The sequence below is a fragment of the Chryseobacterium mucoviscidosis genome, assembly GCF_002177115.1.
GTDB classification, from domain to species: Bacteria; Bacteroidota; Bacteroidia; order Flavobacteriales; family Weeksellaceae; genus Chryseobacterium; species Chryseobacterium mucoviscidosis.
The window spans coordinates 1-12,760 of sequence record NZ_MVAG01000105.1 but is presented as its reverse complement, the minus strand read 5'-3'; the positions used below and the strand labels follow the sequence as shown (position 1 = coordinate 12,760).

Annotated in this window: 10 protein-coding genes and 1 riboswitch; of the genes, 2 read left to right on the top strand and 8 right to left on the bottom strand. The window is 36.0% G+C overall.

Annotation, left to right across the window (positions count from 1 at the left end):
- Window positions 1-52: 52 nt before the first annotated feature.
- Window positions 53-156: riboswitch (SAM riboswitch) on the bottom strand.
- A 385-nt stretch (window positions 157-541) separates the two neighbouring features.
- From B0E34_RS07010 to B0E34_RS06995, 4 genes are all read right to left on the bottom strand, one after another.
- Entirely contained in the window at window positions 542-3,379 is a 2,838-nt protein-coding gene (locus B0E34_RS07010) for an alpha-amylase family glycosyl hydrolase (RefSeq protein ID WP_087708427.1), read from the bottom strand.
- A gap of 236 nt (window positions 3,380-3,615) precedes the next feature.
- Complete coding sequence (locus B0E34_RS07005) at window positions 3,616-3,906, bottom strand: hypothetical protein (RefSeq protein WP_185117444.1); 291 nt, start codon at window positions 3,904-3,906, stop codon at window positions 3,616-3,618.
- Window positions 3,907-4,006: 100 nt separating this feature from the next.
- On the bottom strand, window positions 4,007-5,083 hold the full coding sequence (locus tag B0E34_RS07000; protein WP_087708160.1) for a serine hydrolase domain-containing protein: 1,077 nt from the start codon (window positions 5,081-5,083) through the stop codon (window positions 4,007-4,009).
- A gap of 78 nt (window positions 5,084-5,161) precedes the next feature.
- Window positions 5,162-6,769 (bottom strand): fumarate hydratase, encoded by a 1,608-nt coding sequence (locus tag B0E34_RS06995; RefSeq protein WP_087708158.1) that lies wholly within the window; start codon window positions 6,767-6,769, stop codon window positions 5,162-5,164.
- A 320-nt stretch (window positions 6,770-7,089) separates the two neighbouring features.
- Between B0E34_RS06995 and fumC the strand changes: the two genes are divergently transcribed.
- Window positions 7,090-8,484, top strand: coding sequence for a class II fumarate hydratase (gene fumC, locus B0E34_RS06990; protein WP_087708156.1), 1,395 nt, complete (start codon window positions 7,090-7,092; stop codon window positions 8,482-8,484).
- Window positions 8,485-8,571: 87 nt separating this feature from the next.
- Here the strand turns inward: fumC and B0E34_RS06985 are convergent, their stop codons facing one another.
- From B0E34_RS06985 to B0E34_RS06975, 3 genes are read right to left on the bottom strand one after another with little or no spacing between them, the layout of a single operon-like run.
- A complete protein-coding gene (locus B0E34_RS06985; RefSeq protein ID WP_087708154.1) occupies window positions 8,572-9,609 on the bottom strand; it encodes an outer membrane beta-barrel protein in 1,038 nt (345 codons plus the stop codon).
- Window positions 9,610-9,642: 33 nt separating this feature from the next.
- Window positions 9,643-10,257 carry a hypothetical protein gene (locus tag B0E34_RS06980; protein WP_087708152.1) on the bottom strand — a complete coding sequence of 205 codons (615 nt, stop codon included), beginning with the start codon at window positions 10,255-10,257 and terminating at the stop codon, window positions 9,643-9,645.
- Window positions 10,244-10,804: an RNA polymerase sigma factor gene (locus tag B0E34_RS06975; RefSeq protein ID WP_087708151.1), complete on the bottom strand. Its 561-nt coding sequence runs from the start codon at window positions 10,802-10,804 to the stop codon at window positions 10,244-10,246. Before B0E34_RS06975 ends, B0E34_RS06980 begins: the two co-directional genes overlap by 14 nt.
- Before the next feature lie 146 nt (window positions 10,805-10,950).
- Here B0E34_RS06975 and B0E34_RS06970 point away from each other — a divergent pair, with 146 nt between their 5' ends.
- Window positions 10,951-11,142 (top strand): bacteriocin-like protein, encoded by a 192-nt coding sequence (locus B0E34_RS06970; RefSeq protein WP_087708149.1) that lies wholly within the window; start codon window positions 10,951-10,953, stop codon window positions 11,140-11,142.
- A 67-nt stretch (window positions 11,143-11,209) separates the two neighbouring features.
- Here B0E34_RS06970 and B0E34_RS06965 read toward each other — a convergent pair whose 3' ends face one another.
- On the bottom strand, window positions 11,210-12,430 hold the full coding sequence (locus B0E34_RS06965; protein WP_087708147.1) for an aminotransferase class V-fold PLP-dependent enzyme: 1,221 nt from the start codon (window positions 12,428-12,430) through the stop codon (window positions 11,210-11,212).
- Window positions 12,431-12,760: the final 330 nt, after the last annotated feature.

Genomic DNA, 12,760 nt, shown 5'->3' with positions numbered 1-12,760 from the left:
GAAACAAACAAAAAGACCTTCAAGAAGCTGGAATTCATACGGAATACAGAATCACTTATCTTCCCCCAATCGGGTTGGAATTAGCACCTTTTCATCAGAAAATGTCGGTTGCTAAGGTTTCTCAGGGCCAAATCCCTCCACCTTTCTTGATAAATCTACTGCAAAAGTAGACTAATAATTTTTAATCTGCAAACCAATTTAGAATTTGAATTTTTCAGGGCTGCCAAAATTGTGAATAAGATGTGGATAACGCGTGAATTACCTATTAGGAACGTATTAATTTCATGTTGATATGCAAAAATTAATTGTCGATAAACAATTTTTCAATTGTGAGTAAAATATGAATAACCTATTGGTAAGGTATGAATATGATATGGAAAACCTTCTATTTTAGTGTGGAAAAAATTGTGAATAAAGTATTGAAAAGGCGTTAGTATCGTATTAGCAACCTCTTTTTTCACTGCGGATAAAGTATGAATAAACAAAAAAAAGAGACCGCTTTCGCGATCTCTCCATATAAACTTTTGAAGTTATCCACAGGTTATTTTACCATCATTTTCTGAATTGAAATTCCTGTATCTGATTTTAAATGAACCAAATACGCTCCTGCAGGATAATTTGTTTTTAATTCGTACGTTCCGTTTTCATTATTCAATTTAAATGAATCCATTTTTTTACCGCTTATATCGTAGATAAAGATTTCCCCATTCTTCGCTTTGTGGTAAATTAATTTAGCCAGACCATCTTTTACAGGGTTATCCGCAATCTGTAAAGAAAGCTTATTTTCAGCATTCACATCCAATGTGGATAAACTTCCCACATAATTTCCGAAAATTCTGAATTCTCCCGGCTGAAGAGTAATCGGAGCCGTTGTAGAAGTTACATTAGAAACAGAGTTATCCATTAGATTCTGCCACTGACCTACATACGGGAAATACGGAACCACACTTTGAGCTGCCGTTGTGTAATTTGCTAACACCACTACATTTTTCACTCCGTTCGTAATTGCGTTGTCGTAAACGTAAATTCTCGTAATTAATCCATTCGGATCGTTTGCCAGATTATTGGATTCTACAGTATATGTTTTTGACTTGAAAACCGGATAAATATTTCTGAAATTGATAATCTTCGCCCAGGTATCATAAACCGCTTTTCTGTTCACATCTGTATCATATCCTAAAGTAAATGCAATCGGCTTTTCATCGGTTCTGCAACCGTTATTAATGGTTCCGTTTGTACATCTGTTGATGCTGAATTCATATCCAAGCTCTCCGAACTGCCAGATCATTTTCGGACCGGGAATAGTGAAGAACGTCGCTCCGAAAGCTTTCATTCTGTCTAAAGCTGTATTAAGGTTTTTAACATCATAACTTCCGTTTACCGCACCGTAAGCAAGGTTTTTGAACATTAGCCTTTCTTCATCGTGACTTTCTCCGTAACCTACTGCTCTCATTTCAGAGAATCCATGCAGCGTATGATTCATTCTGTCGAAATTACTGTTTTCTTTATACCCCATTGTATTCTGGTTATAAGATCCGTTCTGGTTATTCCACATCATCACTCCTTTTCCTTCCGCAACTCTGTAGTTTGCCCACTGCTGTTCTTCCGCATCGGTTCCCAAATGTTCAAAAATCATGTAAGAATTCGGATCAAGAGCCCATTGCTTGTCGGCATAATATTTTAGAATATCCACTCTGTCCTGCTGATAAGCGTTCGTACAGGTTTCATCGTTTTCAGAACAGCTTTGTGTGAATCCTTTTGTTAAATCCCAACGGAAACCGTCTACATGATATTCCGTTAACCATTGCTGAAGACATCTTTCAACGTAATATTTCGTTGAAGCACTTGTATGGTTAAAATCATTGAATACATTATAGGAATGTTTAGGAACCTGATTGAAATAAGGATTATTGGCTGCAATATCTCCGTAACCGTCTCCATCCGGATCAACATTCCATAGTCTTGCCAACGGTGAACGACCTGTTGCGTGATTGAAAGCAATATCCAGAATTACAGCAATTCCGTTCTGGTGGCACAAATCAATAAATTCTTTGAATTTTTCCGGTGTTCCGTATGCTTTATCTAATGCATAATGGAAAGAAGTATTATAACCCCAGGAAAGATTTCCTTCGAATTCCATGATAGGAAGCAATTCGATTGCATTAATATTCAGATTTTTCAGGTATGAAATCTTATTAATTAAAGATTGCCAGTTTTTTTCCTGTGTAAAGTCTCTTAACAGCAATTCATACACCACAAGATTTTCTTTTGCCGGACGCTGAAAGTTTGTAACCTGCCAGTTATAAGGAGCCTGCCCTGTTTTAAACATAGAAACTTCAAAGCCTTGTCCGGCAGGAAACGCCGGTAAATTCGGATAAGTCGTAGAAGAAATGTACTGATCGTCATAAGAAGAAAGAATCTGTGGAGAGTAAGGATCTGCCACTTTTCTTAAATCATTGGTTCTGTACTGGAAAGTATACAATTGCTGAGGCGTTAATCCGCTTAACTCAATCCAGTATAAATCTGGATTTGCAGTATCTCTTTTCATCAGATAGGCATCATTCACTGCCCAGTTATTAAAACTTCCGATGACATGAACGAAATTTTTAGACGGAGCATACAAAGCCAATCCTACTTTTGTGTTATCCGTCGGATGATAATTGATCCCCTGTCTTATCCATGAAGGAATTGCTTCAGAAATCACATTTCTCGGAACCTGCAAAATAAAAGTTGAGCTTTTTGAAGCCGAACCCTGCATTGCAATCAGCTCCATATTAGCATCTCCTGTTACCGTGTAGTTATAAGAATATGAAGTTGATGCTGTAGAAGTAGAATTTACAACCGTTCCGTTGGCTTTAAGCTGAAAAGTTGCATTTACATTGGTGGTAGCCGTAATGTTAATAGAATTCCCTGTAGGAACAGACGTTAAGCTGTTTGCAGCAGGATTTGTCATGGTTAAATTCAGAATTCCTACGTTGACAAAAATATCCGGAGTTGTCTGATGTGCTCCGGTTTTATCTTTCAGTAAAAAACCAAATCTTCCGATCCCTGTTCTTGCATAAAAAGTTGTGGGCGTAAAAGATAATGAATAAGTGTCTGTCGCAGCGTTATAACTTAATCGATTAAGTTCATTGGAATTGTTCCAACTCCCGTTTGTCGGACAATCCTGACTGTTCTGATAATTGGTATCCAGAGACCACGTCCAGATATAAATGGCATTGTTTGAAACTCCCCACGCCGACTCATCGATCTGATTTCCGGGCACGGTTAATGTTATTGCATCCGTTTCATTAAACGGATTAGGGGTAATTGTATAGCTTATCTGACCAAAGATATTGGCTAAGATAAACAACAATATACCGGAATAGAATTTTTTCATATAATTCATCCTTTTAAGGTTAATTCAATACTAAAGTAATTTATTTTTCGAATAAAAAATCAACTTTTGTTGAAAAACAAAACTTTGCACTTATTAAATAATATGCTTTGAATAACACTTAAGTGTTTGAATGATAGAAATAAAAAAAACCACTTATCAAGATAAGTGGTTTATATATGTTGTTTTGCTTTGATATTGCTTTCTCAGAATTCAGGTGAGAAAACAATGACAATCAATTAATGATGTCCGTGTCCGTGACTATCGTGCAAGAAAGGTCCGTTTCCTTTAGGATTGCTGTAGATTACTTCTACTCCCTCCTGCTCGTTTAGCTGCTTGCTTCTGATATCTTCCGGATTGAAAGGTTTAATTTTTCCGAAATATTCTTTCAAACCTTCTGTCAACCACATTGGAATTACCAACCCGAAGAACATAAAGATACACCAAAATCCTACAAGGAACATTGTAATGAAGAAAATTGTCCAAAGGAATTGGTAAAACGGCCAAAATGCTGATAAAATCGTTATCATTTTCTTAAAGATTTTAGGCAAAAATAGGACTTTTTATTTTTTTACACAAAAGATATACGTCCTATTTTATTATTTATTTTGATTTTAAACTATTATACCTTTACTTCACGCTGCTAATTTGACTATTTAAAACTAATTGAGCGATATCTTTTGTAATCTGTGTTGGGGAATGGCAGTCGCAATTGCTGAATCCTAATACATATATATCTACATCGGGAATATATACTCCCATAGATTTGAATCCGAAAATACTGCCTCCATGCTCTCTTGTAGGAGTTCCGTTGATCTCTTTTAAATGCCATCCATATCCATAGGTAAACTCTTCTCCGCTGTTTAGTTTATTTTTTGTATAAAGTTTTTTAGTATGTATTTCATCAAGAATAGTATATCGATTAATAGCATCTTGCCATTTCAGCATATCTTCAACGGTTGACATTAAAGATCCGGAAGCGAATGGAACACTGTAGTTGATAATTGTCTTGTTTACAAACCCATCTTTCTTTTCATGATATCCATAAGCTCTGTTTTTGATTATCTTTCTGTCTGTAGCATAAAAAGAGTTGTTCATCCCAATTTTTTCAAAAATATTTTTCTTCACGAAATCTTCATATGTTTCTCCGGAAACTAACTCAATTAAATATCCAAGCAATACATAACCGGAATTATTATAATCAAACTTTTCTCCGGGACTAAAATCAACAGGTTCATTTTTAAAAAAATCAATCATCATTTTGGGAGTCATTTCCTTTTGTGCGATTTCTGAGATTGATTTCATTTTCGTAAAATCTTTGACTCCAGAAGTATGGGTAAGCAAATGATGAATGGTGATAGACTTTCCATTCGGATAATCGGGAATATACTTAGAAATAGGATCTTTTATATTTAATTTACCTTTGGATTCTAAAAGTAAAATAGAAAAAGCTGTAAACTGCTTGGTCATAGAGCCTATCTGGAATACATTTTGGACAGTCATATCCGTATTCAGTTCCAAATTAGACTTACCAAATGCTTTCTCATAGATAATTTTTCCTTTTTTAGAAACAAGGAAAACAGCACCGGGAGCATCTGAATCTTTAAACTCTTTTTGTATCAAACTGTCAATCTTAGCATCCGTCTGAGCAAAAGATATACTGAAAACAGTTGTACTAAATATAAATGTAAGTAAAAAATTTTTCATAATACTATTTTGTATTGCAAAGATAACTTTAAATAAAGTACCATGCAATACAAAGTAGCAATTATTTATAAACTAATTTTAGTGCGCAAGATCTGCAAAGAAATCATTTCCTTTATCATCCGTAATGATGAACGCAGGGAAATCTTTCACTTCGATTTTTCTTACGGCTTCCATTCCTAATTCCGGAAAATCTACCACCTCAACAGAAAGAATATTGTCTTTCGCTAAAATAGCGGCCGGTCCTCCGATGGAACCTAAATAAAAACCTCCATATTTGTTGCAGGCATTGGTAACGCCTTTTGTTCTGTTTCCTTTTGCCAGCATAATCATACTTCCGCCGTGGCTCTGGAATTCATCTACATAAACGTCCATTCTTCCCGCCGTCGTTGGTCCGAAACTTCCTGAAGCCATTCCTTCCGGAGTTTTTGCAGGTCCTGCGTAATAAATCGGGTGATTTTTGAAATATTCAGGCATTGGCTGTCCTGCATCCAGTAATTCTTTGATCTTTGCGTGGGCAATATCTCTGGCTACAATTAAAGTACCGTTCAGCTTCAGTCTCGTTTTGATCGGATATTTTGAAAGTTCTGCTAAAATATCAGACATTGGCTGGTTCAGGTTGATTTCTACTGCTTCTTCCAGATGTGGCGGTGTTGCCGGTAAAAATCTTTTCGGATCCTGCTCCAATTGCTCTAAGAAAATTCCGTCTTTCGTAATTTTTCCTTTGATATTTCGGTCTGCTGAACAGGAAACTCCCATTCCAACCGGACAGGAAGCGGCGTGACGCGGCAATCTGATTACTCTCACATCGTGCGTTAAATATTTTCCGCCAAACTGTGCTCCGATAGCACTTTCCTGACAGATTTTCTGAACTTTTGCTTCCCACTCCAAGTCTCTGAAAGCCTGTCCCGCTTCATTTCCTTCGGTCGGAAGATTGTCGTAATATTTTGCTGATGCTTTTTTAACAGCAGCCAAATTGGCTTCCGCAGAAGTTCCTCCGATTACCAAAGCCAAATGATAAGGCGGACAAGCAGCCGTTCCTAAATCTGAAATTTTTTCTTTGATAAATTCTTCAAGAGATTTTTCGTTCAGTAAAGACTTTGTTTTCTGATATAAGAAGGTTTTGTTTGCTGAACCTCCTCCTTTAGTTAAAAATAAAAATTCGTAATAATCTCCTTTTTTAGCGTAAATATCGATCTGTGCCGGAAGATTGGAACCTGAATTTTTCTCATCAAACATCGTTAAAGGAACCACCTGAGAATATCTTAAATTTCTTTTTTGATACGTATTGTAGATTCCTTTGCTTAAATATTCTCCATCATCAACGCCTGTGTAAACATTTTCTCCTTTTTTACCCATTACAATTGCTGTTCCGGTATCCTGACACGAAGGTAAAGCTCCTTCCACAGCAACCGCTGCATTCTGTAATAAATTATAAGCCACAAATCGGTCGTTGTCCGTAGCTTCTGGATCATCAATAATTCTTCTCAAGCTTTCGAGATGCGAAGAACGAAGCATGAAAGAAACATCCGCCATTGCTTCTTCCGCCAAAAGCTCAAGCCCTTTCGGATCAATGGTTAAAATTTCTCTGTCTCCTAATGTTTCAACTTTTACATAGTCTGAAGTCAATTTTTTGTATACCGTATCATCCTTTAGAATCGGATACGGATCCTGATATCTGAAATCCATTTTACTTTTTTCTTTGGGTGCAAAAATACGGCTTACTCAAAAAAGCATGAGTAAAATCAGTAACTTAGATTGATATTTATAATGATTATAAATTGCGGGGGGTTTCTTTTCTCATTAACTTTATACGAAGATATTTTAACCACAAAAGACGCAAAAGCTTTTAAACACTTTAGTTATTTTAAGTTTAATAAATAATGCTTTAGAAGAACACATTAGTTTTAAAAATCTTCGATTTTGATTTTGTGAAATTTGATTTTTATAAAATTTAATAAATCTCTTTGCTTTTGGGGTTAAATCAAAACTAAACAAATTTCAATCACATGAATTACAGAATAGAAAAAGACACGATGGGCGAAGTGCAGGTTCCTGCAGATAAGTTTTGGGGAGCCCAAACGGAACGTTCAAGAAATAATTTTAAGATCGGTCCGGAAGGTTCCATGCCACATGAAATCATCGAAGCGTTTGCTTATCTTAAAAAAGCGGCTGCATTTACCAATACAGATTTAGGAGTTCTTTCTACAGAAAAGAGAGATATGATCGCGAAAGTCTGTGACGAAATTTTAGAAGGAAAACTTAACGATCAGTTTCCTTTGGTGATCTGGCAAACCGGTTCCGGAACGCAGTCGAATATGAATATAAATGAGGTAATCTCCAATAAAGCACACGTCAACAACGGTGGAAATTTAGGCGAAAAATCGGAAATTCATGCGAATGACGATGTGAATAAGTCGCAATCATCCAACGATACTTATCCAACGGCGATGCACATCGCGGCTTATAAAAAAGTGGTGGAAACCACCATTCCGGCTGTCGAAAAATTAAGAGACACTTTAAAAGAAAAATCAGAAGCGTTTAAAGATATTGTAAAAATCGGAAGAACACATTTGATGGACGCAACGCCTTTAACTTTAGGTCAGGAATTTTCAGGGTATGTTGCTCAGTTAAATTACGGTTTGAAAGCCTTAAAAAACACGTTACCTCATCTTTCTGAATTGGCTTTAGGCGGAACTGCGGTGGGAACAGGATTAAACACTCCTCAAGGTTATGATGTAAAAGTGGCGGAATATATTTCAAAATTTACGGATCTTCCTTTTGTAACCGCAGAAAATAAATTTGAGGCTTTGGCGGCTCATGATGCGATTGTAGAATCTCACGGAGCTTTAAAACAATTAGCAGTTTCTCTATTTAAAATTGCTCAGGATATCCGATTATTAGCTTCCGGACCTCGTTCCGGGATCGGGGAAATTCATATTCCGGAAAATGAGCCGGGATCATCCATTATGCCGGGAAAAGTAAATCCTACACAAAATGAAGCAATGACGATGGTTTGCGCTCAGGTTTTAGGAAATGATACGACCATTTCTTTTGCGGGAACGCAGGGAAATTACGAACTGAATGTCTTCAAACCTGTGATGGCTTATAATTTTTTACAGTCTGCCCAACTGATTGCCGATGCCTGTATTTCCTTTAACGATCACTGTGCAGTCGGAATTGAACCCAATCGTGAGAGAATTAAAGAACTGGTTGATAAATCTCTGATGCTGGTAACGGCTTTGAACACGCACATTGGTTATGAAAATGCTGCAAAAATTGCCAAAACCGCCCATAAAAACGGAACTACCTTAAAAGAAGAAGCGGTGAATCTGGGACTTTTAACCGCCGAACAGTTTGACGAGTGGGTAAAACCTGAAGATATGGTGGGAAGCCTGAAATAAACTAAGAATTAAATTGTTAAATATTGTAAAAAACCGCATGACAAATTTGTCCTGCGGTTTCCTGTTATATATAAATGTTACGTGTTTTTACCATTTGTAAGCAAGACCTATAACCAGAGCTTTGTCATTTTCAAATTGATTATCCTTGAAAAAATTACCGAAATCTTTCTTCACGAAAATGCTGAAATCGCTGTACGAAACGGTAAACTGCGCTCCATAAATGAAAGGATTTACCTGATAATTTCCTCTTTCTCTCTGGCTGATTTCTTCGCCTTTAATAATGTTGTTTGTCGACATTCTTACTCCTCCATAAATATTTGCACCTACTTTAAAGCCTTTCTGATAATCTCTGTACTGGATATCCATTCCTGCACTTTTCAGTTTAGAAAAATTGTACTGCAAACCTAAAGGAACGATGACATAGCCTGTTCGCAATTTGCTTTTGCTTAAATTTTTATCATACGCCGAAAGGTAAATATCCGAATTCATGTCTTTAGCAAAAAACCGATTATTATCAATGTTTAAGGTTCTCCATGAAAATCCAAGCCCGGAAATTAATCCCCAATGACTGGTTCTGCTGAACTGATAATTGAATTTCAGCCCAAATTCAAGATTTCCCGCGTATCCTAAATTTTTATCCAGATCATTATCTGCCTTATTATTGGTGAGAATCATGGCTCCGTAAGAAAAATAGGCGGTGAAGTTCTTGGTCGGACGGAATTTCTTTAGAAGTTTTTCTTTAATTTCTTCATTGGAAGTTACATCAGAATTCAGAAGAGAATATCTTACCTGCTTTTGAATCACAGAATCCAGATCAAAACCGAGTTCTTCAACTCGCTGATCAATTTTTTCCGAAAAGCGGTCGGCAACAAGCGCCTTTTGTTTGTCGAATTCAGCTTTATCAAGATTCTTAGCCTGAAGAATCAGCAGTTCTGCTTCCATCTGCTTTTTTTCTTCCTGAATAATCGAATCAATTTTTCGGGCATATTCATCTACTTTTTCTTTTACAATCGGGCTTACTTCTGTATCTTCTTTAGACTGAAGATTTAAGGTAAGATTTTTCTGAGAATAGGCCGTACCTGATAAAAGGCACAATAGTCCCATCATGATCATTTTTTTAATCATAGTATTATTTTTTATTTGTTAAAATTTGAAGTATTATTTTCCGTTCAGATCAATGGTTGCTACATTGCTTTCTTTGGTTTTTTCGATAACGTCTTTATGTTCTACCGAGAACAGTAATGTGGAAGGATCAACATATCTTTTTCTTTTCCCCTGAGTTTTTGCAGAATCTGACTTTGCCATGATTTTTTCAGGCTCGATTTTAGAAATAGTACCGATAATTTCCGGAGCATTTTCTTTTGTTAAAGGCATTTGTTTTTGCTCAACAATAATTTGTGACTTTACTGCTTCATTCTTTTTTTCAGCCTTAATATTTTCTGCCGCAAAAGATTCTTTCTGTTTCTGATCTAAAGTTTCAGGAGACTGTACTGTTTGTTCTTGAGTTTTATTCTGAATATCTGAATTTTTAATTTCAGCAATTATTGCAGATTTTTCGGTTCCTTTGCTTTCTTTATTAAAAAACAGAACTGCTCCCAAACTGAACGTTAAAACCAGACAAGCCGCAACCAAATACCAATTTATTTTTGTTTTTGAGTTTTTTCGTTCTGACTGGGTTTCGATTTCAGACCACAAATTTCTCGAAGGAGCAATTTCTCTTTCTGAAATCTGCTTTTTGATATGATGTTCTATATTATTTTTAGTAGTGTTCATTTTTCAGTGCTTTTTGTTGTTGAAAATAAATTTTTCTCATTTTTTCCTTTGCCCGAAACAGTTGTGTCTTACTTACGGCAACTGAAATCTGCAAAGTATCTGCAATTTCCTGATGCGAATAATCTTCGAGAACATAGAGGTTAAAAACCATTCTGTAAGCATCCGGAAGCTGATCTAAAAGTTCCTGCGCATTGAAATCAAAAGCAATATCCTCTTCATAAATTTCTTCCAGATAAGACTGGTTAATGTCGTCCAGATAAAAAACGGTTTTGCGGCTTTTAATAAAGTTCAGACATTCGTTCACCACAATTCTTCTTGCCCAGCCTTCAAAACTTCCATCATTTCTAAAGGTCTCAATACTTTTAAAAATTTTACAGAACGCTTTTATTACACAATCTTCAGCCTGATACAAATCTGTAACGTAACTTCTGCTAATGCTCAGAAATTTCTTTACATTCTGATCATAAAAAACTTTCTGCGCTGCCGGTTCCTGCCTTTTGAGGCGGCTCAGCAAATCATCTCTTTTATTTCCAAACAGAAGCTTCATAATTATTTGTTTCTATTAGTAAGACAATTAAAAACGGAAAAGGTTACACCGAAGGAAATTATTTTTTGAAATTTATTAAAAAATATCATTTTAAATATTTTTCATATCTTAGGGACTTATTACAAACTACTATAAAACAAAACATTATGAAAAATCTAAAAAAAATCCAAAGAGAGAACTTAAAACAGGTTTTAGGGGGTCATACCTGTCCTGCCAATACGTACCACATCACATATAACGGATATCATGCGTGCTGCCTTCAGATTCCGAGCGGAAACCCATGTCTTTCTACAAAATGTCTGGTTCCGATGGAAATGTGCGATTCTGAAGTCAATTAAGACTACATACAAAAATAAAACGGTCAGAAATTTCTCTGACCGTTTTGTATTATAAAAAAATCTAAGTCTAACTTAGCATTTTCTGTGCTTTTTTTACGCCTTCTATCAAAGCATCAATTTCACTGAATGTATTGTACACCGCAAAACTTGCTCTTACGGTTCCCGCAATATTGAAGAAATCCATAATTGGCTGTGTACAGTGATGCCCCGTTCTTACAGCGATCCCAAGTTTATCCAGAATCATTCCCACATCGGAAGCAATTCCGACACCTTCAAGATTGAAAGAAACAACACCGGTTCTGTTGGCTTTTTCACCATAAATTTTAATGCCTTCCAATTCCAGAAGCTGTCTCTGCGCATATTCCAGCAAAGCATTTTCATGGTTCTGAATATTTTCCTGCCCTACTTTCAGAATAAAATCCACAGCAGCTCCCAAAGCAATGTTTCCGCCTACATTGGGTGTTCCTGCTTCATATTTAAAAGGAAGACCTGCGTAAGTGGTTCCGTCAAAAGAACAGGTGGCAATCATTTCTCCTCCTCCGTGGAATGGAGGCAAATCTTCAAGAATTGCCTGTTTTCCGTACAGAATTCCTGTTCCCATTGGAGCATACATTTTGTGTCCCGAGAAAACAAAAAAGTCACAGTCTATTTTCTGAACATCAAGAGTAAAATGAGGTGCAGACTGAGCTCCGTCGATAACGATGTATGCATTGGTATTCTTTCTTGTTTTAGCAATGATTTCTTCGATCGGATTAATAATCCCTAAAGCATTGGAAACCTGATTAACAGAAACAACTTTCGTTTTTTCATTTAAAAATTTTTCAAACTGATCGAGTTGAAGAATTCCGTTTTCATCCATAGGAATGACTCTCAGCTTCGCTCCGGTTCTTTCACAAAGCATCTGCCACGGAACAATATTGGAGTGATGTTCCAGATAAGAGATGATAATTTCATCGTCCTTTTTTAATTTTTGGGTTAAAATATAGGCGATCAAATTGATTCCTTCGGTAGTTCCTTTAGTAAAAATAACCTCAAAATCATGTTCAGCATTGATGAATTTCTGGATTTTTCTTCTGGAAAGTTCCATTTCTTCAGTTGCCAACTGACTTAATGTATGAATTCCACGATGAACATTCGCGTTGATTTCCGTATAGTATTTATTCCAGACCTCCAAAACGGAATCCGGTTTTTGAGAGGTGGCTGCATTATCGAGATAAACCAGTGGTTTACCGTTCACTTTCTGATCTAATATAGAAAACTGACTTCTGATTTCCTGAATGTCAAACATTTATTAACTTTTTAATTAAACTGTTCTTATTTAGAACTCTTCAAATTTACAGCTTTTTTTCGGATTGTAGCTGAGAGTTGATTGTTGTTGGTTGATAGAAAAATTCGATGTGAAATATTCTTTTTTGCTTTTAACGCTAAGATCGCTGAGAATTTTCATTTTATTAGACATTTTTGGTTCGCAAGGGCGTCTCACTCAGCGAGTGATAGCAATGAAAATGATTTAAATAAATTTTGATTTCTATATTTTTTTATTGAATATCCGTAATTTCACCTAAATTTAGTAAATTTGCGTATAGTCAATTGTTTAAGATGAATATATTTAGTTTTA

What these genes read in the sequence shown, in the direction of transcription:
- B0E34_RS06980 (WP_087708152.1), bottom strand. Translation starts at nt 10,257, where the DNA reads ATGAACACTACTAAAAATAATATAGAACATCATATCAAAAAGCAGATT.
- B0E34_RS06975 (WP_087708151.1), bottom strand. Translation starts at nt 10,804, where the DNA reads ATGAAGCTTCTGTTTGGAAATAAAAGAGATGATTTGCTGAGCCGCCTC.
- fumC (WP_087708156.1), top strand. Translation starts at nt 7,090, where the DNA reads ATGAATTACAGAATAGAAAAAGACACGATGGGCGAAGTGCAGGTTCCT.
- B0E34_RS06965 (WP_087708147.1), bottom strand. Translation starts at nt 12,430, where the DNA reads ATGTTTGACATTCAGGAAATCAGAAGTCAGTTTTCTATATTAGATCAG.
- B0E34_RS07005 (WP_185117444.1), bottom strand. Translation starts at nt 3,906, where the DNA reads ATGATAACGATTTTATCAGCATTTTGGCCGTTTTACCAATTCCTTTGG.
- B0E34_RS06970 (WP_087708149.1), top strand. Translation starts at nt 10,951, where the DNA reads ATGAAAAATCTAAAAAAAATCCAAAGAGAGAACTTAAAACAGGTTTTA.
- B0E34_RS06985 (WP_087708154.1), bottom strand. Translation starts at nt 9,609, where the DNA reads ATGATTAAAAAAATGATCATGATGGGACTATTGTGCCTTTTATCAGGT.
- B0E34_RS07010 (WP_087708427.1), bottom strand. Translation starts at nt 3,379, where the DNA reads ATGAAAAAATTCTATTCCGGTATATTGTTGTTTATCTTAGCCAATATC.
- B0E34_RS07000 (WP_087708160.1), bottom strand. Translation starts at nt 5,083, where the DNA reads ATGAAAAATTTTTTACTTACATTTATATTTAGTACAACTGTTTTCAGT.
- B0E34_RS06995 (WP_087708158.1), bottom strand. Translation starts at nt 6,769, where the DNA reads ATGGATTTCAGATATCAGGATCCGTATCCGATTCTAAAGGATGATACG.